Genomic DNA, 23,886 nt, shown 5'->3' on the forward strand with positions numbered 1-23,886 from the left:
AGATGCTTAAAATGACATGGGTTGTTATGAAAAACATGATAGTCGTGCTCTTATTACTATTTGGTACAGTAAGCTTTGCTAAGCAGAATTGGCAAGTTTTGCCTGATAAGATAAATAAAAATGAAAAAGATACTCGAGGGTATCAGGCGATAAAACTTGCTAATGATATGATTGTATTGCTGGTATCTGATTCGAAGGCCAATAAATCATTAGCTGCAGTTACTTTACCAGTAGGCACAATGAACAGTCCGGATCAACAACTTGGTTTGGCGCATTACCTTGAACATATGGTATTGATGGGGTCTAAACGCTATCCTGAACCAGGTGCAATATCAGAATTTTTGCAAAAACATGGTGGCAATCATAATGCTAGTACGGCTCCAAATCTTACTGTTTACTACTTAGAGGTTGAAAATGATGCTTTAAGTGCAGCTACAGATCGTTTGGCAAGCGCACTAGCAGAACCATTGCTTGATCCTAAAAATGCAGATCGAGAACGTAATGCTGTCAATGCAGAATTAACAATGGCACGTGCTCGCGATGAAATGCGATTATGGCAAGTTCGTTCTGAAACACTTAATCCAGCTCATCCTAATTCACGTTTTTCTGGTGGAAATTTAGAAACGTTGAGTGATAAACCAGGTAGTCATTTACAAACTGAGCTCAAGAATTTTTATTACCGCTATTACTCGGCTAATTTGATGAAAGGTGTCTTGTATGGCAATCAATCACTAAGTCAATTAGCTAAAATTGCAGCTGAAACTCTCGGTCGTATCCCGAATCGAAAGGTTGTTGTTCCGGAGATAACTGTACCCGCTATAACCGATAAAGAAAAAGGGATAATCATTCATTATGTGCCAGCACAACCTAAGAAAGCTTTACAACTTGAATTTAGTATTGCAAATAATTTAACTGAATTTCGTAGTAAGACTGATGGGTATATTGGGTATTTAATAGGAAACCGAAGTCATAATACCCTTGCTGATTGGTTGCTAAAAGACGGACTTGCTGAAGAGATTAATGTCGACGTGGCACCCGATGTTGATAGCAATAATGGTATTTTTTCGATCAATGTTTTATTAACAGACAAAGGATTGGAGAATAGAGATAAGATTATTGCAGCAATATTTTCTTATATTGATTTATTAAAAGAGAAAGGTATTAAGAACGATTATTTTAACGAGATCGCTAATGTTCTAAAACTTTCATTTCAACATAATTCTATTGTGCGTGATATGAATTATATTCAACAGCTGTCTAATCAAATGTTGAATGTGCCAATAGCCCATGTGCTTGATGCTAATTACATTGCTGATCATTTTGATCCTAAAGCAATAAGTAGCCGTTTAGCAGAATTAACTGCCAATAATGCTAGAATTTGGTTTATTGCACCAAATGAACCACATAATAAAGAAGCCTATTTTCTCAATGCACCTTATCAAGTTGATAAAATTAACAGCCAGCAATATCAGCGCTGGGCTGAATTAAAAAAAACAATCCATTTTTCGTTACCTGAATTGAACCCTTATATTGCTAATGATTTTTCTTTAATTAAACATTCCCGTCATTATCAGCATCCTGAATTAGTATATGAGAAAGGAAATGTGCGCATAGTTTATATGCCAAGCCAATATTTTGCTGATGAGCCTAAAGGGGGGATTGCTTTAGATTTACGTAATGAGCAGAGCAATAAAACGGCAAAATCTCAAGTTAGTGCAGCGTTATTAGAATACTTAGCCACTTTGAAATTGTCTCAATTAAGTTACCAAGCTTCTGTCGCCGGAATGGAGCTTGTTGTTTCTTCAAATTTAGGGTTGCAATTGAAAACCAGTGGTTATACACAACATCTAGCTGAATTGACAACAAAAATGGTTAAGGAATTTCTTACCTTTACAATTTCTGCCGATGAAGTCGCGCAAGCAAAATCATGGTATAGAGAACAGCTTGAGGTTACTAATAACCTTAAAGCCTTTGAGTTGGCAATGCAGCCAAAACAACGTTTAGAAAATGTACCTTATTTTGAGCAAGGACAGCGCTTAAAAGCTCTAGAAACGATCACAGCAAATGACATCCTAAATTACCGTCAAGAGACTATTGAAAATGCAGCCTTACAAGCGATTGTTTTTGGCAATCTCACTCAAAAGCAAGGGATTGATATTATTAAGTCCATTTACCATTTATTGAATAATAAAGGTAAAAATTGGTGGAGAGGAGACATTATTGTTGTTAATAAACAGCATAAAGTAAATTTTCAACATCAAGCAAATAGTACGGATAATGCGTTAGCAGAAATATTTATTCCGACAGGATATGACCGTTATAGAGGATTTGTATTATCAAATATTTTGGCCAATATTTTACACCCTTGGTTTTTTGAGCAACTGAGGACGCAAGAACAATTGGGCTATGCAGTTTTTGCCTTTAATACTAATTTTGGTGAGCAATGGGGATTAGGTTTTTTATTACAAAGCAATAATAAAACCCCTGCCTATTTGAATGCACGTTATCAAAATTTTTATCAATTGGCCTTTAAAAAATTAAATGCGATGCAAAAAAAAGATTTTGAGCAATACAAAAAGGCACTTTTGACGGAAATGGAACAGCCTCCGCAAACTTTTTATGAAGAAATAGATCGTTTTTTATCAGATTTTGCGAGGAATAATTTTGCTTTTGATAGTAGAGCAAAAATAATAAAAATATTAAAAACGGTTACCCAGCAAGATTTATTAACTTTTTATAACAATGCGGTTTTGCAACCAAAAGGTTTAGCTTTTGTTTCACAAATTATTGCCAAAGGTGTTAGTAAAGAGGGTTATGCTCAATTGAAAGATTGGATAACTTACCCCACTGCGTCTGAATTACAAAAGATTTTGCCAATTGAGGTAGATGCTAAGTGAGGAAGAGGAGAATACAAGCTTATCAACTGGATCCTTATCGTTTACCTCTCTATGGTCAACGGCTGATAGAAGCTTCAGCAGGAACAGGAAAAACCTATACGATTGCTTTACTCTATTTGCGATTGTTATTAGGTGTTGGGCAAAAAAATGCATTTTCTCGCCCATTAAGTGTTGAAGAGATTTTAGTGGTCACTTTTACAGAAGCAGCAACTGATGAGTTGCGATCACGTATTCGCCATAATATTCATCAGATGAGAATAGCTTGTATTAGAAATGGTATTGGATTTGATGAAACTTCAATATACCGAATCTTACTATCTTCTATTGCAGATAAAAACGAAGCCGCACAATGGTTACTTGCTGCTGAACGACAAATGGATGAAGCGGCGATTTATACCATCCACGGTTTTTGTCAACGCATGTTGGTGCATAATGCTTTTGAGTCAGGCATGCTATTTGAGCAATCGATAATAAAAGACGAACATACCTTACAGCAACAGGCTTGTGCTGATTTTTGGCGCTGTAATTGCTATCCACTGGATTATTCTATAGCAAAAGTTATTGTTGACGAATGGAGTGATCCAGAGGAACTGCTAGCGGAAATAAAGCCTTATTTACAAGGAGATATTCCAACCTTTATCAACCAACCCATTGAAACTCAATCAATAAAACAGCGCCATAAAACACTAATTGATACCATAAAAGTAGTAAAAGAGCTGTGGCTTTTAAATTCGGCGAGTTTCTTGGATTTAATTAGTGATTCTGCTGTTAATAAACGTAGCTACAGTCGCCGTAATTTACCGGTTTGGTTAGCTGAGGTCACTAGCTGGGCAAAGTCAGCAACCGTAGATTACAAAACACCGAAAGGACTTGCTCGCTTTTCCCAATCTGAACTGCGAGAGAAGACCCTAACGGGTAATGTACCAGAACATGAAGTTTTTCTTGCTATTGATAATTTGTTGCAACAATCACTTACATTACGTGATCTTATTATTTCAAATGCAATTATCAATATTCGTCAAACGATTGTTAAAGAGAAAAAACGGCGTGGAGAGATTGGATTTGATGATTTATTAAGTCATTTAGATCAAGCATTACAGGCAGAAGGAGGAGAGCGATTAGCTAATGCGATACGTAATCGTTACCCCGTTGTTATGATCGATGAGTTTCAAGATACCGATCCGCAACAATATCGAATTTTTCAACTTATTTATCAGGGACATGATTATTGTGGCTTATTATTTATTGGTGATCCTAAGCAAGCTATTTATGCTTTTCGCGGCGCGGATATTTTTACTTATCTTAAAGCTAAAGATCAGATTGAATCACACTACACCCTTGATACCAATTGGCGTTCATCACCAAATATGGTTGCGGCAGTTAATCAATTATTTAGTCGGGTGGCAAAGCCGTTTGTATTTGAGCAAATACCGTTTAATACTGTTAATCCAGCCTCTACGAATCAGCATTTAGCATTTATTCATAACACAGAAAAATTATCAGCATTAAATTTTTGTTATTTAGACAAAGAAACTGTTTCAACCATGGATTATCAGCAAACAATGGCTTATCAGTGTGCTCGTCAGATATGTGATTGGCTTAAAGGGGGTGAGAAAGGGACAACCTGGCTATATCGAGATAATGTAAAACAGCCGGTAACGGCTGCCGATATAATGGTGTTAGTCAGAAGTCGTCGTGAAGCAGTAATGATACGAGAAACCTTAAGTAAATTTAATATTTCGTCAGTTTTTCTTTCTAATCAAGAAAGCGTTTTTGCTACTGATGAAGCGCGCGATCTATTATGGTTATTACAAGCTGTGCTCTCACCCGAAAAAGAGCGTACGTTGCGTTGTGCATTGGCTACCCGTTTAATCGGGCTAAGTGCACAAGATATTGAACAATTAAATCAGGATGAAAATCAGTGGGAAAAACGGGTTGAAGAGTTTGCCAACTATTTATTGATTTGGCAGCGGCATGGTATTTTGCCTACATTACGGGCTATTATGGTTAACCATCGAATTGCTGAAAACCTACTAATGGATAATATAGAAGGTGAAAGGCGTTTGATGGATGTGATGCATCTGAGTGAATTATTGCAAGAAGCGGAATTACAACTTGATAGTGAGCATGCTTTAGTCCGCTGGTTAGCACGGCAGATAAACCAACCTGATCCTTTATTAGAAAATCAGCAAATACGTCTAGAGAGTGATAAGCACTTGGTTAGTATTAGCACGATCCATAAATCTAAAGGTTTAGAGTTTCCGATTGTTTGGTTACCATTTGCCTGTCAATTCTCTCAGCAAAAATTGGCCACTTTTCATGATCGTGATAATTTTCAAACATGCCTTGATCTGACACAGCAAGCAGAGAGCATCAGACTGGCTAATGAAGAACGTTTAGCCGAAGATTTGCGGTTGTTATATGTTGCACTAACGCGTTCAAAATATCATTGTAGTGTTGGTATTGCCCCGGTAATAAAAGGGCGCCCTAGTGGGGAAAGTGGTGACACAGATTTACATCAAAGCGCATTAGGTTACTTATTACAAAACGGCCAACAAGGCAATGCCGCTTTATTACGCGAAGCTTTAGGCGCATTAGTTAGTGAAAATATTAGTATCACAGCCATTAGTGATATTAACTTATCACCTTGGTATCCTAAAGAAAATAAACCTGTGACCTTATTGGCTCGAAATTTTACAGGTCAGATCCAAAATAGCTGGCGGGTTACTAGCTATTCAGGATTAACTTATCAAGATATATATTCTTCATCTGATAAGTTTACTGCTAGTGATGTAAATATCGAGATGGCTATCCAAGCTTTAGTACCTAAAATGGACGCAGATGCGCAAGGTGACAGCTTGCTGGTGCAAGATGCAATAGCAGATAGGAGTGTTCATACTTTTCCTAAAGGTGCCACCGCAGGAACTTTTTTACATTCCTTGTTGGAATTATTGCCATTTAATCAACATCCAGAAGAGTCTTGGTTAGTTGAAAAATTAGAACAAGCCGGTTTTTCTGCTGATTGGGCTCCTACATTAAAAATGTGGTTAATAAATATTTTTGACACCCCTTTGCTTAAAAATAATTTCTGCTTGTCAAAGATCACACCTGAGTATCAATTAAATGAAATGCAATTTCATTTACCAATAGAAAAATTATTATCGTCATCTGCCTTAGACAGATTAGTCCATCAATATGATGCTTTATCGCAACGTTGCCCACCACATAGTTTTGAACCAGTGACAGGTGTTTTGAAAGGATATATTGATTTAGTCTTTTTCTGGCAAGACAAATTTTATCTGCTTGATTATAAATCGAATTGGTTAGGAGAAAATGGTCTGGCATATAGTCAGCAGGCTATACAGAGCTCGATGATTGATCATAGATATGATTTACAGTATCAGCTTTATACATTAGCTTTGCATCGTTATTTACGAAATCGTTTACCTGATTATGATTATGAAAAACATTTTGGTGGCGTCATCTACCTTTTTTTGCGAGGGGTTGATGTTAACAACCCTGGTTACGGTATTTATCATACCATTCCTGCTTATGAGTTAATTAATAATCTTGATAAGCTATTTAAGCCAATTAATCGAGGTGAGGAATGATGATAACTTTACTAAAGCGAGCTGCTGAGCTTAATTTGTTTAATTCTTTAGACCTACAGCTTGCTATTCGGTTAGTGGAAGATGAAAACCCGTTATTATTATTAATATTTGCATTATTGAGTGCTGAAACTCGCGCAGGGCATGTTTGCTTGTTTATTGATAAGCTTCAACCACTCTATTTATTTGAAGGTAGGCAAGTTGAAATGGCTTTCGCCCTCTGGGAAATGGCGGGATCACCTGATAGTTGCAGTATCTATGCTGAGCTTAAACAATGTCATGCTGTTTGTGATGCTCAACAATTAGCCGCCAAGCCATTAGTGTTATCAGGTAACAAACTCTATTTTCAACGGATGTGGGCTGATGAAGGATTAGTGGCTGACTTTTTTTCTCGTCATTTGTTAGAAACCGTTGATGAACAGCGGCTAGCGACTATTTTAACACATCTTTTTACGCCCTTGAACACACCAGATTGGCAAAAAATAGCCGTTGCAGTTGCAGTAACCAGTCGGATTGCTGTTATTTCTGGTGGGCCAGGTACTGGTAAGACGACAACAGTAGCACGTCTATTAGCCACTTTAGTCAAATTAAGTCATGAAAAGTTGATTATTCAATTAGCCGCACCGACAGGAAAAGCGGCTGCAAGATTAACAGAATCGTTAAGTAATGCATTATTAAAACTGAATTTATCTGCAACCGAGCAAGCGGTTATGCCAGAACAAGCGCAGACTATTCATCGGTTATTAGGTGCTCAACCAGATAGCCAGTTATTACGTTATCATAAAGACAACCCACTGTTGTTAGACGTATTAATTGTTGATGAAGCATCAATGATTGATTTGCCTATGATGGCCAGATTGATTGAAGCCCTACCTGGCCACGCACGGGTTATTTTGTTAGGTGACAGAGATCAATTAGCTTCTGTTGAAGCAGGTGCTGTCCTCGGTGATCTTTGTCGTTTTTCCGAATGCGGATATAGTCGTGCAAGAGCAGCACAGCTGACTAAAATCACCGACTGTGACTTATCTGATTTTATATCGAACGAAGGACCCGAAGTTAAAGATCGGATTTGCTTATTACGAAAGAGTTATCGTTTTGAAGCGCAATCAGGAATTGGTCGACTCGCGACGGCAATTAACCAAGGTAATATCAAACATGTTGAGCAACTATTAACACAGCAAAGTGCAGATATTGCTTTTCATTCCGTTAATTCATCTGAACAATATGGCAAATTACTTTCTGATGCTGCTGCATGCTACCTGTGTTATTTGGATATGATTAAAGCGGGTCGCGATCCTGAAGAGATCCTGACTACTTTTAATCGTTATCGCTTATTAGCTGCTCTAAGGGATGGGCCATTCGGGGTTATAGGATTAAACGATAAATTAGAACAGCTTTTGCATCGTCAGGCAAGTATTCGACGACCAGCCTATAGCTGGAATAAAAACTATGAAGGCCGCCCAATCATGATCACTAAAAATGATCGTCCTCTAGGTTTATTTAATGGGGATATTGGCATCATGTTACGCGATGGTCAACAGGGTTTAAAAGCTTATTTTCAGTTACCAAATGGGGTGGTTAAAAGAATACAACCTAGTCGTTTACCTCAGCATGAAACCGCTTTTGTCATGACAGTACATAAATCTCAAGGGTCAGAATTTGAACATGCGGCGTTGGTTTTACCACCAATTTTTACGCCTATTATTAGTAAAGAGCTTATTTATACGGCAATTACGCGAGCTAAAAATCAGTTGACAATTTATGCTGATCGTCATGTATTTGCTAAAGCGTTAGTGACGCCGACAGAGCGGCGCAGTGGTCTGACTGAGCGATTAGTTTGATGAAAGTAGAACTATTTAACTTGCTAGCTTGTTTTATATTATTCATAGCCAATAGCCATAAAAAATAATAAATTATTAAACATAGGAACAGAATTGAAATATTGCGTTAAATAACTTTAGTTTCCGTTCTTATCAATTAATAAGTTACCTGTAGTAATTCTTATTTTCGTATTAATTGTTTTTTAGAAGTATAAATGGTCGATATTTGAGATGCTGTATAAAATATTTGAGCCTTATTATTATTCGATGGAAGGATGCAAATAAATGTTTAATTCAACCAATCAGACATCTCAGATTAGTAATTATTCATCTCAGGCAGTTAACCAACAAGCGGTTTCTGCCTTTACAGAGGCAAATACAGAAAATAAATTAGTTTCTCAATTTCTAACAGTAGGAAATTCTAATATTGATTTGCACGAGATAGAAAAAAAAGAAAATGATTTATTTGATGCAGTTAAAAAAACTCGAGCTCTTCTAACTGTCTCCAATACCCTTGAGCCCCCTGAGCAGACTAAAAGGTTTTATCAAGCTGGATTAGCCATTGGCATTGCGCATGATTTTCAACCGCTTGATCCAATTTCAGAAATAGCGGTAGCAAAAATGAAGGCTGAACACATTTATAATAATTTGCCGATAAAAAATCAGCTAGATGAGTCAGAATTGGTAATTGAAAATAGAGGAAAAGCTTTTGTAGCAAGTTTTTTATCGGCTAGTACTGTTTTGGATTCCACGGTCTATGCTCAGGCATTAAATATTGGTAGTGATGTTATAAATGAGAAGCCTACTGATAATCGAATGGTTAATCATTTTTTAACGATGTGGAATTTGCGTGATACTCTTGCAGTGCCAGCGCCTGACATGAAAACAACTAATTAACCGTTTCTTATTTTCGGATCTTCTCTTTATTAAATAGAGAAGATCCGCTATTTTTTTATTTTTTGCTTAAGATCAATAGAAAATTTTGTTTATTTAAATCATGTATTTTTTATTACAATAGAATTTATTAATTAATTTTTAATTAATTTTATAGTAATTTAATTAATATTAAGTATTAAAATTTTTGAGCATCGTTGATAATTATAAAGTGCTTGTTTTTTTATTGGCAACATATCAACTTTTGCCGGCAAAAATCCTCTTTCCTGAAACCAGTGAGTACTTTGGGTTGTTAATACAAAAAGTTTTTCTAATTTTAATTTTTTGGCTTGCAGAGTAATGTGTTCAAGTAGTTTTTCCCCTCGTGATAAATTTCGATAGTCAGGATGTACAGCCAGGCAAGCCATTTCTCCCGACTTTTCTTCTAAATAGGTATAAAGTGCTGCACAAGCGATGATCATATTTTCTCGCTCGATAATAGTATATTTGTCAATTTCCATTTCTAATTGTTCACGTGAACGGCAAATTAGTATTCCTTGCTGTTCCAATGGTTGAATTAATTCTAATATTCCAGTTATATCATTGATATTAGCTCGACGAATTTGTTCAGAATTTTCCCTTATAATTTGGCTACCAATACCCTTGTGAGAGAAAAGTTCTTGTAACAAAGCACCACTCTCTTGATAGCTTATTAAATGGCTACAACGAACACCCTGCCGGCATGCTTTAGTTGCACTACGTAAAAAAGGGAGTATATCAGAATGATTATTTTGTTGTTTTTCCAGTTCATTAATATGTATTTCAGCATCATTTGGCGAGAGTTGCGATAATATATTGCCATTTTTATCACTGATGCCTTGTGAAGAACAAAATCCAATTAATTTATCTGCTTTTAGCTTAATCGCTAATTGGGTTGCAATAGTTTCCGTGGCTAAATTAAAACTTTCTCCCGTTACTGAAACAGCAATTGGACCAATTAATACAATAGAACCACGCTCTAATTGATGATTGATGGCAATATCATCGATTCGTCGTATACGTCCGCTATGACAATAATCAATACCATTGTCGATCCCTAAAGGTTGAGCAATAATAAAATTACCACTAACGACATTAATATAGGCACCTTGTAATGGAGTATTATTGAGACTCATAGATAATAGAGCGGTAATATCCCATTGTAATGTACCTGATATTTGTTTAGTTAACTCGAGGGTATTGGCATCAGTGACGCGAATATTTTTATGATAGATTGCCGGATATTTATGGGTTATGAGTTTTTTATCTACCTGTGGGCGTATGCCATAAACAACAACCAGTCGAATCCCTAGACTGTGTAATAAACCTATATCGTTAATGATATTAGTAAAATTTTTATCTGCGATAGCGTTACCATTTAATGTAATAACAAATGTTTTATCGCGATGTATATTAATATAGGGAACAGAGTGGCGAAATCCATTAATTAAATCAGTACTACGTCCTTCCATATGTTTCTCATATAAATGGTTTGTTCCTAATGAGAGTCTTTTTATGATTTTTGACACAAAATAGCAAGAAAAAATGCATGAAAAATCATCATTATTGTTTCAGAATATATGAGTGACTAATTATTTTTAGAGAGTAATTTATTAATGACAGCTCATTAATGATTGGTTAAAGTTTTCTGTAGGTATTTTTTTGTTGTTGATAATATTGAGCGGTTTGTAATTATTTGATGCTTTAAGTGGGTTTTTCGATGGATCATTCAAAACACGGTTTTTCACGACGACGTCTTCTGCAAGGAGCAGCTGCTACTATGCTGTTAAGTATTAGTCCATTCGGACTAGCCTCATCTTCAAGTATAGTGGCTATTCGTATTTGGCCTGCTTCTAGTTATACCCGAGTAACTTTAGAATCGAATATTGCTTTAAAATATCGTCAATTTGCTTTGTCTGCTCCTGATCGTATTGTCGTGGATTTAGAAAATGTACAATTAAATAGTGTCTTACAAGGGATTGGCAAGCAAATCAGTTCACGCGATCCTTATCTGAAATTAGTGAGAGTAGGACAATTTGATCAAAAAACGGTTCGAATAGTTTTTGAAGTGAAAATTCATGTTGATCCACAAATGTTTACTATTGCCCCTGTTGCTGGTTTCAAACATCGCTTAGTTGTTGATTTTTATCCTGCTCCAGGTATTTACACCGATGACGATCCGTTATTAGCTCTATTAGAAGATTATAATAAAGGCAAGTTGGATGATGCGTTGCCGGTTAAAGCGAAAAAACCAGGTAAAGCAGGTAGAGATAGGCCGATTATCATTATGATCGATCCTGGTCATGGTGGGGAAGATCCTGGTGCGATAGGAAAATATAAAACGCGGGAAAAAGATATCGTATTGCAAATTGCCCGGCGATTAAAAATATTAATTAATCGTGAACCTAAAATGAAAGTTTATATGACTCGTAACGAAGATGTATTTATTCCTTTAAAAGTACGAGTTGCAAAAGCACGAAAAATGCAGGCAGATTTATTTGTTTCCATTCACGCTGATGCCTTTACTAATCGTAAAGCAAGTGGTTCTTCAGTATTTGCATTATCAACCAGAGGAGCAACCAGTAATACCGCCCGTTATTTAGCGCAAACACAGAATGAGGCAGATCTGATTGGTGGTGTTAGTAAAAGTGGTGATAAATATCTTGATCACACCATGTTTGATCTAGTTCAGACAGCGACTATTAATGATAGCTTGAAATTTGGTAGAGAAGTGCTTCAACGGATGGGTAACGTTAACAAGTTGCATAAAAACATTGTTGATCAAGCGGGTTTTGCGGTATTAAAGGCACCCGACATCCCGTCTATTCTGGTTGAAACTGCTTTTATTAGTAATATTGAAGAAGAACGAAAATTAAAAACAGCAAAATTCCAACAGCAGATGGCGGAATCTATTTTCCGGGGCATTAAAGCGTATTTTGACAATGGCGGAAAGCTGGCTTTGCGTTAAGCGGGTTAATTAGATAAATAATAGCTTTGTTGGGAAACTATTCTGATATTGAATGGAAGTTGGTTGCGGGGGCCGGATTTGAACCGACGACCTTCGGGTTATGAGCCCGACGAGCTACCAAACTGCTCCACCCCGCGTCTGAAAGGGTTAATGTTTTTTAATATTGGTTGCGGGAGCCGGATTTGAACCGACGACCTTCGGGTTATGAGCCCGACGAGCTACCAGGCTGCTCCATCCCGCGCCCGATAGCGGCTCACTATACTCAGGATCAGATCCGATGCAAGTTTTTTTCTTAAATATTGCGATATTTTATTATATCTTGTACATAAAAGAGGCGTGATGATTGATTTTTGTTCTTTTATGCACATTAGGCATCATGCATATTGATAGACTATGTCAGCAAAAATCGATAGCTAAATAAGCCATCAACAAAATAAATACATTATTTTTTTAATGGTAATGTAAAAGTAGTTATTTAATTATTATCTTAAATCAGTAAAATATTTTATTAAAAATTACCTTGTCGATTGGGTAAGGGGGTAATTTATTGCTAATTTAAATATCCAGAATGAGATTCAATTAAACTGATAAGTATGAGACAGATAGTATGAGTTAATCGTTATTACTCAATCGGTTATTATGCCATGCCGATAAATAGATAACGAGTCGATTTTATTATCATAATAGATATAATCAGGATTTGAATTAATAAATTAATTTTTTATTATTGGTGAACACGCTATTTTTGTTAACTAAGGTTAAACATGCAATTACTCCTTTCAGAAGCTTGGCTGCGGCGCTTCGCTGGTATCGGCCGCCTCTATGGTCAAAAAGCCTTAATGCTTTTTGCTCGCTCTCACATCTGTGTTGTTGGTATTGGTGGCGTAGGTTCATGGGCTGCGGAAGCATTAGCAAGAACAGGGATCGGTACGATTACGCTGATTGATATGGATGATGTTTGTGTGACAAATACTAATCGACAATTGCATGCATTAAGCGAAAATATTGGTCAACCAAAAGTTGAAGTCATGAAATCACGTATCTTGCAAATTAACCCTGAATGTCAAGTTAATATAGTTGATGATTTTGTCTCGGCCACGAATCTTACTGAGCTGATATCTATGCAATTTGATTATGTGATTGATGCTATCGATAGCATACGGCCTAAAGCTGCTTTATTGGCTTATTGTCGTCGTTATAAAATACCCATTGTCACCACTGGAGGAGCTGGTGGGCAAATTGATCCTACACAGATCCAAGTTAAAGATTTAGCGAAAACGATCCATGATCCCTTAGCTGCCAAATTACGTGAAAGATTAAAAAGTGATTTTAAAATAGTCAAAAATAGCAAAGGTAAATTAGGTATTGATTGTGTCTTTTCGACCGAACAGTTAGTTTACCCACAAAGTGATGGAACAGTTTGTACGACTAAAAGTAATGTGGAAGGGACAATGCGTATGGATTGCGCCGCTGGTTTTGGCGCAGCAACAATGGTAACAGCGAGTTTTGGTTTTGTTGCTGTTTCGCATGTCTTAAAAAAATTACAGCGTAAAATGATAGCTAGTGAAAGAGGATGAAATAATTTGTTAATTCAGTATAATCCGTTAAGGTAATAGCGTAATTTTCAGCCTGTTGCCAATTAATGGCTTTCATCCAGTCTATAACCGCGTTAAACGCCAACACTCTGGCAATATTTGGCTTGCCTGCTTCAAATCCATAAAGAATGGCTTCTGCGGTAAAATGGGAAAAATTAGCTTTGGTTAATATTTTCCCCCCCTTGCAAGGAGCTATCTCTGCTAACAGTGCGATTTTTCCATCACAGATACCTAATCCTGTTGGGCCATACAGTTTATGGGCTGAGAATACATAGAAATCAATGTCTAAAGCTTGCACCTCAAGACCACGATGCACAATGCCTTGTGCACTATCAGCCACGACTAAAATATTATGTTGATGCACTAATTTAGTGATAGCCTGAATATCGGGTTGTTCACCGTTAACATTCGACATTTGGCTAATCACAATGATCCGTGCTCTTGTATTAATAAGCGCTGTTGGGTGTTTAATCGAAAGTTGTTTTGTCTCTTCTAAGGGCCATTTAACTATTTTAGTATCAGCCTGTTCAGCCACGATCAACCATGGGATCAAATTGGCATGATGTCCAATTTCGCTAACTGTTATTTTGTCATAGGGTTGGAGGCGAGAGCGAAAATAGCCTTGAATAATAAAATTAATTAATTTAGTACTATCTTTTGTCCAAATAATTTCCTAGGTTTGATTAGCATTAATCAGTTTCGCTACTTTCTTGCGAGTTTGTTCATAAATATACGTTGCTGTTTATGCGGTAGGATATTGGTCGCGATGAACATAGGTATTAATATGTTGATAGTAATCAACGGTCGCCGCGAACAACTTATTGAGTTTGAAGGCAGTCGCCGCACTGTCTAGAAAAATAGTTTTGTCTTGGATTGCAGGAAAATATTGGCGAAATTGTGCTATAGAAAATGTTGTTGTCATGAAAAGCACGGTAATCAGAATATTTAGGATCTCTATGTCTAATTATTGCAATTTAACCATGCCAGAAATGATCTTTCTCACAAGGTCTGTTATATTTGCTTAAATTAGAAAAATAGTACTAGTCTTGATTAATAATATCTATTCTATCTGTATTATAAGTATATCATCCGATTATATTCGGCGATGAGAAAGATATTTATTTAAAGTATATAAAAAAACGCCGCGATAAGTGCGGCGCGATAAAATTACTATGGACAGACAAGGTAAATGTATAGGAGTGAAAATAGTAGTATTAACTACCCAACCTGGAAAAACCAGATAATTTGCAAACACAACATCACATCCATAAAGCCAAGAATTTTAAATAAATTAACTACTTAGCGATTCATTCAGGCCTAGGAAGCAGTCTTACTATAGACATATACTGGTTTATCTACAATGGACAATTTATAATGCTTCAGATTATAAAAACTAATGGATATATAAGGATGAGTAAGACGCGATCATGTCAAAATGTATGCCTCCTCTTAATGCATTAAGGGTATTTGATGCTGCAGCACGTCATTTAAGTTTTACTAAAGCAGCAGAGGAACTTTATGTTACCCAGGCTGCAATAAGTCATCAAATAAAAGGTTTAGAAAATTTCTTAGGTTTGAAATTATTTCGTCGGCGTAATCGTTCATTATTATTGACTGAAGAAGGACAAAATTATTATTTAGATATTAAAGAAATTTTTTCTTCATTACGTGAAGCTACTCGGAAACTACAGGCACTCAGGGCAAAGGGAGCATTAACCGTCAGTTTATTACCGAGTTTTGCTATTCAATGGTTAGTGCCGCGTTTATCGAGTTTTAATCATGCTTATCCTGATATTGATGTGCGTATTCAGGCTGTTGATCATGAAGGAGATAAAATGGCCGATGATGTTGATGTGGCTATCTTTTATGGTTATGGTAATTGGCCAGGCTTAAAAACAGATCGTTTGTATGCGGAATACTTAATACCAGTTTGTGCGCCAGCCTTATTAGCGGGGCGTTATCCATTGAAAAAACCGCAAGATTTGATTCATCATACATTGCTACATGATTCTTCTCGGCGTGATTGGCAAGCTTATGCACGTCAATTATTATTACAAGACATTATTAATGTAGAACAAGGACCCATTTTCAGTCATAGTGCTATGGTTATTCAAGCCGCCATTCATGGTCAAGGTATTGCATTGATTAATAATGTTATGACAAAAAATGAACTTGACTCAGGTCGTTTGGTATGTCCGTTTAATGATGTTTTAGTCAGTAAAAAAGCTTTCTACTTAGTTTGTCATGATAATCAAGCGGAGTTAGGTAAGATTGCTGCATTTCGTCAATGGATCCTTGCAAAAGCAGCTAGCGAGCAACAAAAATGGGGATTTGTTACCGGTGAGTCGTAAACTATATGACAAGTAAAATAATTAATTTAAAAGGGAAAGGATATTAACGTGAATGCTCGTTTAATGTTGATATTTGCAGGAATTAGTGGATTTTTTTGCGTTGCATTTGGCGCAATAGGTTCACATTTATTATCACCTCTACTAAACCATGATCAAAGAGAATGGATTTGTATTGGTTTACGCTATCAATCAATGCATACTTTAGTACTTATGATATTAGGTGCTATCTTATTACGTAAAGTCATATTATGGTTTTACTGGGGAGGTATTTTCTTCAGTATAGGCATTTTATTGTTTAGTGGTAGTTTTTACTGTATGGCACTATTACAAGTAAAATATTTTGCTCATTTGACACCAGTAGGCGGTTTTTGTTTTTTGATTGGCTGGATATTGATTGTTATTGGTGCAACTCGGCTTAGGAATCCAATAATACGTCATGAATAATAATGTTATTTTATATTGTCGTTCAGGATTTGAAAAAGAGTGTGCGGCAGAAATTACCGATAAGGCGACGCAGATCGGTGTTTATGGTTATGCAAAAGTAAAAGATAATAGTGGTTATGTTCTATTTGAATGCTATCAGGCTACTGATGCAGACCGTTTGGCTAAAGAGATACCTTTTGCTACATTAATATTTGCTCGTCAACTGGTGGTTGTTAGCAATTTATTGAAAGATTTGCCATCCAACGATCGCGTATCGCCGATTGTTACGTTATTGCAAGGTGTCATTGAACGAGCAGGTGAATTGCGAGTTGAAGTGCCTGATACCAATGAGAGTAAAGAACTACTGAAATTTTGCCGTAAATTTACTGTACCTTTACGTCATGCGCTTCGCCAACAAAAAATATTGTTATTGAAAGAAAACCATCAGCGTCCGGTTATCCATATATTTTTTATTGCGGCCGGCTGTTGTTATGTCGGCTATTCTTATGCGAAAAACAATTCACCTTTCTTTATGGGGATCCCACGGCTAAAACTGCCAGCTAATGCTCCAAGTCGTTCAACATTAAAACTGGAAGAGGCATTTCATCTATTTATTCCTTATGATGAATGGGAAGAGCGTATAGCATCGGGAATGAAGGCGGTTGATCTAGGTGCTTGTCCAGGTGGATGGACATATCAATTAGTGAAGCGCAGTATGATGGTTGATGCGGTTGATAATGGCCCAATGGCGGAGAGTTTAATGCAAACAGGTCAGGTACGTCATCATCGTATTGATGGTTTTAAATTTACTCCACACACTAAGAATATTACTTGGTTGGTTTGTGATATGGTTGAAAAACCGGCAAAAGTTGCTGCTTTGATAACAGATTGGTTGTTAAAAGGATGGTGTCGAGAAGCAATATTTAATTTAAAGCTACCAATGAAAAAACGTTATCAAGAAGTTTCACATATTTTGAACAAAATATCACTGACCCTAATCGAAAATGGTATTAATGCTCAAATTCAAGCAAAACAACTCTACCATGATCGTGAAGAGATCACGGTACATGTAAGACGAATTTGGTCAGCCTCTATACCAGAACGGGATTAAAAGAGAAGTAATTAACAATAAAATTTATATTTTTTATTGAGTTATGGCATAAATCTTAGTTGTTGTAAATTTCCATTTAACTGTAGATCCGTTTTGAGAGAAGCTACCTGTCGGCTAATAAAAGCTATTTTTTGCCCCGCTTCAATTCGTTTGCGCCATTTCTCAGGTAACGAATTGATATTAGCAAAAATAGCTTCTAAGGTAGGATATTGCTGAAGTAAGGTTGCTGCAGTTTTAGGGCCAATACCCGTTATACCGGGGATTTTACTGCTATTTATGCCAGTTAGTCCCCAATAATCTTGCAGCTGTTCAGGTTTAACACCAAATTCTTTGTTAACAAAGGATAAATCAAGCCAGCGTTTTTGAAAATAATCACGAATATAAATTGATGATGAGAGTAGCTGACAATAACCTTTATCTGTTGAAATGATGGTGACACGATATCCAGCGGTAGCCACTTTAATTGCTAATGTTGCCGCCAGATCGTCTGCTTCATTTTCAATGGAATGCCAACAAGCTAATCCTTGCGCCTTAAATGCAATTTCAAGATTGTTTATTTCTTGATAAAGATCATCAGGCATTGCTTGTCTGCCAGCTTTGTATTGAGGTAAAAGTTGTTGCCGCCAGTTATTTTTCTGTTGTTCTTTGCTATCGAATATTGCTACTGCATGGGTTGGCAAAGTATGGTTAATCAGCTGGCGAAGGGTTAAAACACAAGCTTGTTCGCAAGGGCTTCCCTGAACGGCATGAATACGTCTGATTAAATTTAAAGCATCAACAATAAGTAAGTGGATCATAATGTTTTGTGCATAGTTTGTTTTGTCAGTTATTTGATTATTTCATAGCAGGGTATATAGGCTGAACTGCTAGGTAGTTTCATTCGATGTTGACTAACAAATCCGCGTAATAATTTATCCATATGCGCCATAATTTTGGCATCACCATGGAGTTTATAGGGGCCATGCTTTTCAATTTCTCTCATACCAACTTCTTTCACATTACCGGCAACAATGCCAGAAAAGGCTCGTCGTAAGTTAGCGGCCAATTTTTCCGGTTGCTGCGGATCACAAAATAGATTAAGTTTTGCCATATTGTCATGGGTTGGCGTAAAAGGTTTTTGCAGTTCTGAATTAACTTTTACTGACCAATTAAAGCTATAGGCATCACCGCTATTGAGACGACTTTCTTTGACTTGTGGCATCAGTTTTTTCATTTCACGGGCCACAGCTTCTGGATTATCGATAATAATTTGATAATAATTACCAGCCTGTTCACCAAGGGTGTGCTTAATAAAATCATTAAGGGTGTCAAAATAAGCTTGGCTTTCTTTGGGGCCAGTGAGTATTAATGGTAATGCCTGATTACTATTGGCAGGATCCATTAAAATGCCTAATAAATAAAGTAGTTCCTCTGTAGTGCCTGCACCGCCTGGGAAAATAATGATACCATGAGCTATTCGCACAAATGCTTCAAGGCGTTTTTCAATATCTGGCATAATAACAAGTTCATTAACCAGAGGGTTAGGCGGCTCAGCAGCAATAATGGAAGGTTCAGTTAAACCAAGAAAACGACCATTTTTGTAACGTTGCTGAGCATGGCCTACCGCGGCGCCCTTCATTGGCGCCTCCATTGCGCCTGGGCCACAGCCAGTGCAGATATTTAATTCACGTAATCCTAATTCATTTCCGACTTTGCGGGCATAAAGATATTCAATTTCATTTATTGAATGGCCTCCCCAGCAAACAATGGTATTTGGATCTTCATCAAGATGCAGTACTCGGGCATTACGCAGAATGGTAAAAATAATGTTAGTGATATTGATACTATTATGCAGGCTTAATGCCAGCAGTTTTTCTGCTGATATAATCTGGGCATGAACAAAAAGAATATCTCTTAACACAGAAAATAAATTTGCTTGTAGTGAACGGATAATTCTGCCATCAACAAAAGCTTTTTCCGGCGGATTAATTAATTCCAGTTTGACACCGCGCTCACGCTGGAGAACATTGATATCAAAATTGGGATATTTAGCGATTAATTCTTTACTATTATCTGTCTTACTACCTGAATTAAGCACAGCTAAGGAGCAGTTTCTAAATAGTTGATAAAGATCGCTACTGGCAGTACGTTTAAGGATGCTAACTTCAATTTGAGATAGTAGATCCATTGAGCCTAGCGGGCTAACATGTGTTATCAATTTAAACTCCTTACTGCCGTGCTAATCGCATCATTGTTGGCTGGAAATTCTCATTGCTACGCCAAGGGTTGATGTCCAGCCCGCCACGGCGTGTATAACGGGCATAAACGCTTAACTTATTTGGTTGACATAAATGAAGAATATCATTGAAAATGCGCTCGACACATTGCTCATGAAATTCATTATGGTGTCTGAAAGAGACTAAATAGCGGAGTAGTTTTTCTCTATCAATTTTAGGGCCAAAATAATGAATTTGTATGGAGCCCCAGTCAGGTTGGTTGGTAATTAAGCAATTAGATTTTAGCAGATGACTAACTAATGTTTCTTCTACCTGTATACTCTCAGTGGCATTTTTAAGATAATCACGATTAAATTCATAATCAGTAATTTCTATCTCTTGCTCATCAATACATTCACCAGGCAGATTATAAATAGTTTGATTGGTAAAAATGGTGAGTGGCTGTAATTTTACTGTCACTTCTCCTGCCGCGCATGCAGTCAGATCTTGGGTTAGTTGTTTTTCAACTTCTTGCCAGCTGATAAATTTTGTCTGATTGAAACTATTTAGATAGAGCTTAAAACTTTTAGATTCAATCAAATTTACGCTACTAGCATTAATGGTAACATGGCCGATAGCAACTTGCGGAACGCCTCGACTGTTTAGCCACGAAAGCTCATAGAGCGTCCAAATATCTGCGCCATGAAAAGGCAATTTATCTGATGATAATCCTAAGGGTTGTCGATTTAAGCGACGTGGAACAGCCTGCAGTAGATGGGGTGCATAGTTATCTTGATATTCGGTTTTTTTTCCGAGCGTTAGGTGTTGTAGCTCGCCATTATCTTGATAAATTGGCATAGAGTTCCTTCCTAAAAGAGAAAATCAGTAAGATAGTTGCTAGCTTAATCGATATATTAGAGTAAGCTTGTTGTTTAATGTATAGCTTAACAACAAATTGCACAGATAGATAATAATACCTAATGATACTTTTATATATTAGAATGATTTATCTCTCTAATTCATCACTAATGAGAATAATCGACCATGGAAGCAACGATTTCTCAGGCATTAAATGAACTTACCCAGCGTTATATTGCTTACTGGCAACAACAAACAGGTGGTTTACCGGCTAGTAATAGTTTTTACAGCATCCCTTCACCTTGTATAGAATATAGTAAAGATGAAGTCATCTATTGGTTACCTAAACCTTTTCCAATGCTAAATGAAAAGTTACATTCTGTTGAAAAAGCGTTGGATATCCATTTTTACCCTAATATTCATCAATTTTATACTACGCAATTAGCGGCTGATATGCGAGTAAGGTTTCAAGGTAGGCAACTTGATTTAATTCAGGTATGGAATATGACAGACTATACTCGTTTACAAGAGAACTTAATTGGACATTTAATTACGCAAAAAAGACGTAGACTAACCCCAACTCTCTTTATTGGCAGTTTAGATTCTGAATTTGAAATTATTTCTGTAGATAATATCACTGGCCAAGTTATATTAGAAACATTGGGTCAAACAATACGTAGCGTCTTAGCTGGTAACCTGATTGAATTTTTAAAACAACTTACTCCTGTAATTGAAGTGTAATGTAATTAAGATATTTACTTTTTTTTTGTGAGATATGGCTTACAAATTATGTAAGTTATATCTGCGTTTATTGCTTTTTAAACCATGAGGCAAGATGAAATATTTTTTTATTTCAGTAGGATAAAAAAATATTCTGTAATTATCGAGAAAAAATGATTAAAAACTATTTTTTCTATTCTTGTGTTCCTCAGATAAATCCGACATTCTTATGCCCGCCGATAAGTTAGCATTTATCAAATGAACCATAAATCGTAACGAGAAGTAGAAATAATCTAACAGCAGTTTATTGCACGCACTAGATTCAGTGATTGTTACTAATAATAAGTGGTGAATGAAAGTTTATTTTCTAACTTTGAAATTATTAGATGTTTAATAATATAGAGAAATAAGAAGGGTAGTGTTAGGGATAACGAATGATAAGTATGATTGCTTACAGATAACTACCTCGTAAATAGTAGGAAGATCTATTCAGCAGGATGCTGATGATGCAGGATGCATAATATTCTATTTAATAACGTTACATATTATATAACCAGTCGATTTTATAGGCTGGTTTTTTTATGGTTAAGATAGTTTTACAAAAGATTATTTTAATGTCTCAGTCGCTAATAAAAATATAACATTATAAGTCAGTAATGTTATTCATAATTAATAAGTGTATTTTGATTGATTAAAATTTTATAGATTGGCCGTTTTATTAAGATTTATTTATGCGTAATAAAATTAATATCGCAGGCTGCTTTTTTGTTTGATAGCTAATAATGTTATGATTCATTTATTTTTACTTATGATAATAGTGTAGGAAATGAATATTAATTTGTTAGTTATAGAAAAACTTCGTCTCATTGAAGCTGAAATGAAAAATCTTAATCTTTGGAGTAATACACCGCCGCCAGCGGAAGCTTTTGCTAGTCATTTGCCTTTTGCCATTGACACCATGGAGGCACATGAATGGTTGCAATGGGTACTATTACCTAAACTCTATAAGATTATTGAACAAGATATTGCTTTACCAAACGTATTCGCTATCACTCCCTATTTTGAAGAAATCTATAAAAGAGAACAAGATGGGCGCTATTGCCAATTATTGGCATATTTACATGCGTTAGATAAAATTTTTGCACAAGGTAACATAACGGATGCTTGAAGTGCTTTTTCAGGATCAGCATTTGATAGCAATACACAAACCCGCTGGATGGCTTGTACATCGGAGTTGGCTTGATCGTCATGAAACTCGTTTTGTCATGCAAACAGTGCGTGATCAAATTGGTCAGTATGTTTTTCCTGTTCACCGTTTAGATAAACCAACTTCAGGGGTGTTATTGATGGCGCTTTCTAGTGAAGTTGCCTGCCTTTTAGCGCAGCAATTTGAGCACCATGCAGTAGAAAAAAAGTATCACGCGATCGTACGGGGCTATATTAATGGAGCTGGTATTATTGACTATCCACTGAAGGAGGAAAAAGATAAAATTGCTGACAAATATGCTAGCAGAATACGCCAACCTCAATCGTGTATTACTCATTATTTGCCATTGGCTAGAGTTGAATGTCCGATAGAGATAGGTCGTTATCCTACTTCACGTTTCTCTCTGTTAGCGCTGAAGCCGAAGACGGGTCGCAAGCATCAATTAAGACGTCATATGGCACATATACGTCACCCTATAATTGGTGATACTACCCATGGCGATCTGCGTCAAAATCGGGGTGTTGCACACCATTTTGCTACCAGCCGTTTAATGTTACATGCGAGTTATTTATCTTTTAAGCATCCAATGACAGGTGATAAATTGCAGCTGATAGCAAAGTGGGATGATGCTTGGATGCATTTGTTATCACAGTTTGGTTGGTTAGGTATTGTGCCTGAACTCGAGAGTCAACATTCATCGAAGGTATAAATTTTAATACTAATAGTTATGCTAGTTTGTTTAAGTGAAATGTAATTTGGCTTAACAGCCAGTTAGTATTAGCATAAATAAGCTAGCTGTGGATTTTTCAGGAGAGCTTTTTTAAATCTGATTTAATTTCAGCAATTTTGCTTATTACTACAGATTCTAAATGACATAAATCATTTAATATCTTACTTTTTAAATCATGTTTGGTTTGGTCATGTTGACAAATTTGATTTAATTCTTCGATCACATCCTGTAGGTGGAGATTAATTTCATTGATTTCTTTGAGATTATTGTCAAGATTAATCAGCTTTCGTTGCAGTGGATATTTGAATTTTACGCTTTTAGCATAATGTTCATCTTTATCTTTGCGAAAATAGATCTTTAGAATGTCATGGTTAGCTTCTTGGCGAAGGGTGTAGTGATCGATATCTTTAGGTTGAGTAATACCTAAACTTTTTAGATTATCATACATATTATTATTGCTGGAATAAGGTTATTTAACAATTATTATAGGT

At 36.3% G+C, this 23,886-nt stretch carries 19 protein-coding genes and 2 tRNA genes; 12 read left to right on the forward strand and 9 right to left on the reverse strand.

The window, feature by feature from the left end; translation table 11 throughout:
* The first annotated feature begins 2 nt into the window (after nt 1-2).
* The 4 genes from ptrA (at nt 3) to QE177_RS02510 (ending at nt 9,222) form a co-directional block, all read left to right on the forward strand.
* The gene (gene ptrA, locus QE177_RS02495) at nt 3-2,897 is read left to right on the forward strand and encodes a pitrilysin (protein ID WP_280551183.1); all 2,895 of its coding nucleotides are present in this window, start codon (nt 3-5) and stop codon (nt 2,895-2,897) included.
* Nucleotides 2,894-6,508 (forward strand): exodeoxyribonuclease V subunit beta, encoded by a 3,615-nt coding sequence (recB, locus tag QE177_RS02500; protein WP_280551184.1) that lies wholly within the window; start codon nt 2,894-2,896, stop codon nt 6,506-6,508. Before ptrA ends, recB begins: the two co-directional genes overlap by 4 nt.
* The gene (gene recD, locus QE177_RS02505) at nt 6,508-8,346 is read left to right on the forward strand and encodes an exodeoxyribonuclease V subunit alpha (RefSeq protein WP_280551185.1); all 1,839 of its coding nucleotides are present in this window, start codon (nt 6,508-6,510) and stop codon (nt 8,344-8,346) included. Before recB ends, recD begins: the two co-directional genes overlap by 1 nt.
* A gap of 264 nt (nt 8,347-8,610) precedes the next feature.
* A complete protein-coding gene (locus QE177_RS02510) occupies nt 8,611-9,222 on the forward strand; it encodes a hypothetical protein (RefSeq protein WP_280551186.1) in 612 nt (203 codons plus the stop codon).
* Nucleotides 9,223-9,380: 158 nt separating this feature from the next.
* Here QE177_RS02510 and argA read toward each other — a convergent pair whose 3' ends face one another.
* Entirely contained in the window at nt 9,381-10,709 is a 1,329-nt protein-coding gene (argA, locus tag QE177_RS02515; RefSeq protein ID WP_280551187.1) for an amino-acid N-acetyltransferase, read from the reverse strand.
* 248 nt (nt 10,710-10,957) lie between these two features.
* Between argA and amiC the strand changes: the two genes are divergently transcribed.
* On the forward strand, nt 10,958-12,205 hold the full coding sequence (gene amiC / locus QE177_RS02520) for an N-acetylmuramoyl-L-alanine amidase AmiC (RefSeq protein WP_280551188.1): 1,248 nt from the start codon (nt 10,958-10,960) through the stop codon (nt 12,203-12,205).
* Nucleotides 12,206-12,265: 60 nt separating this feature from the next.
* On the opposite strand, the gene QE177_RS02525 is transcribed toward amiC, so the two are convergent.
* Together QE177_RS02525 and QE177_RS02530 are read right to left on the reverse strand one after the other, a co-directional pair.
* Nucleotides 12,266-12,342, reverse strand: a tRNA-Met gene (locus tag QE177_RS02525).
* A gap of 27 nt (nt 12,343-12,369) precedes the next feature.
* Nucleotides 12,370-12,446, reverse strand: a tRNA-Met gene (locus tag QE177_RS02530).
* Nucleotides 12,447-12,969: 523 nt separating this feature from the next.
* Between QE177_RS02530 and tcdA the strand changes: the two genes are divergently transcribed.
* The gene (gene tcdA, locus QE177_RS02535) at nt 12,970-13,782 is read left to right on the forward strand and encodes a tRNA cyclic N6-threonylcarbamoyladenosine(37) synthase TcdA (protein ID WP_280551189.1); all 813 of its coding nucleotides are present in this window, start codon (nt 12,970-12,972) and stop codon (nt 13,780-13,782) included.
* Here tcdA and QE177_RS02540 read toward each other — a convergent pair.
* Together QE177_RS02540 and QE177_RS02545 are read right to left on the reverse strand one after the other, a co-directional pair.
* Nucleotides 13,766-14,470, reverse strand: a complete 705-nt coding sequence (locus QE177_RS02540) for an aminotransferase class V-fold PLP-dependent enzyme (protein ID WP_348519924.1) — start codon at nt 14,468-14,470, stop codon at nt 13,766-13,768. The genes tcdA and QE177_RS02540 overlap by 17 nt on opposite strands.
* Before the next feature lie 72 nt (nt 14,471-14,542).
* Complete coding sequence (locus tag QE177_RS02545; RefSeq protein ID WP_280551190.1) at nt 14,543-14,722, reverse strand: aminotransferase class V-fold PLP-dependent enzyme; 180 nt, start codon at nt 14,720-14,722, stop codon at nt 14,543-14,545.
* Nucleotides 14,723-15,227: 505 nt separating this feature from the next.
* Here QE177_RS02545 and QE177_RS02550 point away from each other — a divergent pair.
* From QE177_RS02550 to rlmM, 3 genes are all read left to right on the forward strand, one after another.
* On the forward strand, nt 15,228-16,151 hold the full coding sequence (locus QE177_RS02550) for a transcriptional regulator GcvA (RefSeq protein ID WP_280551191.1): 924 nt from the start codon (nt 15,228-15,230) through the stop codon (nt 16,149-16,151).
* 63 nt (nt 16,152-16,214) lie between these two features.
* Nucleotides 16,215-16,595, forward strand: coding sequence for a DUF423 domain-containing protein (locus QE177_RS02555; RefSeq protein ID WP_180560478.1), 381 nt, complete (start codon nt 16,215-16,217; stop codon nt 16,593-16,595).
* A complete protein-coding gene (gene rlmM, locus QE177_RS02560) occupies nt 16,588-17,685 on the forward strand; it encodes a 23S rRNA (cytidine(2498)-2'-O)-methyltransferase RlmM (RefSeq protein ID WP_280551192.1) in 1,098 nt (365 codons plus the stop codon). The genes QE177_RS02555 and rlmM overlap by 8 nt, the downstream gene beginning before the upstream one ends.
* Before the next feature lie 41 nt (nt 17,686-17,726).
* On the opposite strand, the gene xni is transcribed toward rlmM, so the two are convergent.
* From xni to queF, 3 genes are read right to left on the reverse strand one after another with little or no spacing between them, the layout of a single operon-like run.
* Complete coding sequence (gene xni / locus QE177_RS02565) at nt 17,727-18,482, reverse strand: flap endonuclease Xni (RefSeq protein WP_280551193.1); 756 nt, start codon at nt 18,480-18,482, stop codon at nt 17,727-17,729.
* 29 nt (nt 18,483-18,511) lie between these two features.
* Entirely contained in the window at nt 18,512-19,882 is a 1,371-nt protein-coding gene (ppnN, locus tag QE177_RS02570; RefSeq protein ID WP_280551194.1) for a nucleotide 5'-monophosphate nucleosidase PpnN, read from the reverse strand.
* 10 nt (nt 19,883-19,892) lie between these two features.
* On the reverse strand, nt 19,893-20,738 hold the full coding sequence (queF, locus tag QE177_RS02575) for an NADPH-dependent 7-cyano-7-deazaguanine reductase QueF (protein WP_280551195.1): 846 nt from the start codon (nt 20,736-20,738) through the stop codon (nt 19,893-19,895).
* Nucleotides 20,739-20,924: 186 nt separating this feature from the next.
* Between queF and syd the strand changes: the two genes are divergently transcribed.
* The 3 genes from syd to truC all read left to right on the forward strand — a co-directional run bounded on the left by syd (nt 20,925) and on the right by truC (nt 23,374).
* On the forward strand, nt 20,925-21,479 hold the full coding sequence (gene syd / locus QE177_RS02580) for a SecY-interacting protein (RefSeq protein ID WP_280551196.1): 555 nt from the start codon (nt 20,925-20,927) through the stop codon (nt 21,477-21,479).
* Between the two features lie 805 nt (nt 21,480-22,284).
* Nucleotides 22,285-22,626: a YqcC family protein gene (locus tag QE177_RS02585; RefSeq protein ID WP_280551197.1), complete on the forward strand. Its 342-nt coding sequence runs from the start codon at nt 22,285-22,287 to the stop codon at nt 22,624-22,626.
* A complete protein-coding gene (gene truC / locus QE177_RS02590; protein ID WP_280551198.1) occupies nt 22,619-23,374 on the forward strand; it encodes a tRNA pseudouridine(65) synthase TruC in 756 nt (251 codons plus the stop codon). Before QE177_RS02585 ends, truC begins: the two co-directional genes overlap by 8 nt.
* Before the next feature lie 97 nt (nt 23,375-23,471).
* Here the strand turns inward: truC and QE177_RS02595 are convergent, their stop codons facing one another.
* The gene (locus QE177_RS02595; RefSeq protein WP_280551199.1) at nt 23,472-23,843 is read right to left on the reverse strand and encodes a DUF3461 family protein; all 372 of its coding nucleotides are present in this window, start codon (nt 23,841-23,843) and stop codon (nt 23,472-23,474) included.
* Between the last annotated feature and the right edge of the window lie 43 nt (nt 23,844-23,886).

Source organism: Arsenophonus sp. aPb (assembly GCF_029873475.1).
Classification (GTDB): domain Bacteria; phylum Pseudomonadota; class Gammaproteobacteria; order Enterobacterales; family Enterobacteriaceae; genus Arsenophonus.

Coding starts and splice junctions, on each gene's coding strand:
- QE177_RS02595 (WP_280551199.1), bottom strand. CDS start 23,843: ATGTATGATAATCTAAAAAGTTTAGGTATTACTCAACCTAAAGATATC.
- xni (WP_280551193.1), bottom strand. CDS start 18,482: ATGATCCACTTACTTATTGTTGATGCTTTAAATTTAATCAGACGTATT.
- queF (WP_280551195.1), bottom strand. CDS start 20,738: ATGCCAATTTATCAAGATAATGGCGAGCTACAACACCTAACGCTCGGA.
- amiC (WP_280551188.1), top strand. CDS start 10,958: ATGGATCATTCAAAACACGGTTTTTCACGACGACGTCTTCTGCAAGGA.
- tcdA (WP_280551189.1), top strand. CDS start 12,970: ATGCAATTACTCCTTTCAGAAGCTTGGCTGCGGCGCTTCGCTGGTATC.
- recD (WP_280551185.1), top strand. CDS start 6,508: ATGATAACTTTACTAAAGCGAGCTGCTGAGCTTAATTTGTTTAATTCT.
- rlmM (WP_280551192.1), top strand. CDS start 16,588: ATGAATAATAATGTTATTTTATATTGTCGTTCAGGATTTGAAAAAGAG.
- argA (WP_280551187.1), bottom strand. CDS start 10,709: ATGGAAGGACGTAGTACTGATTTAATTAATGGATTTCGCCACTCTGTT.
- ptrA (WP_280551183.1), top strand. CDS start 3: ATGCTTAAAATGACATGGGTTGTTATGAAAAACATGATAGTCGTGCTC.
- QE177_RS02555 (WP_180560478.1), top strand. CDS start 16,215: ATGTTGATATTTGCAGGAATTAGTGGATTTTTTTGCGTTGCATTTGGC.
- QE177_RS02545 (WP_280551190.1), bottom strand. CDS start 14,722: ATGACAACAACATTTTCTATAGCACAATTTCGCCAATATTTTCCTGCA.
- syd (WP_280551196.1), top strand. CDS start 20,925: ATGGAAGCAACGATTTCTCAGGCATTAAATGAACTTACCCAGCGTTAT.
- QE177_RS02550 (WP_280551191.1), top strand. CDS start 15,228: ATGTCAAAATGTATGCCTCCTCTTAATGCATTAAGGGTATTTGATGCT.
- truC (WP_280551198.1), top strand. CDS start 22,619: ATGCTTGAAGTGCTTTTTCAGGATCAGCATTTGATAGCAATACACAAA.
- QE177_RS02510 (WP_280551186.1), top strand. CDS start 8,611: ATGTTTAATTCAACCAATCAGACATCTCAGATTAGTAATTATTCATCT.
- QE177_RS02585 (WP_280551197.1), top strand. CDS start 22,285: ATGAATATTAATTTGTTAGTTATAGAAAAACTTCGTCTCATTGAAGCT.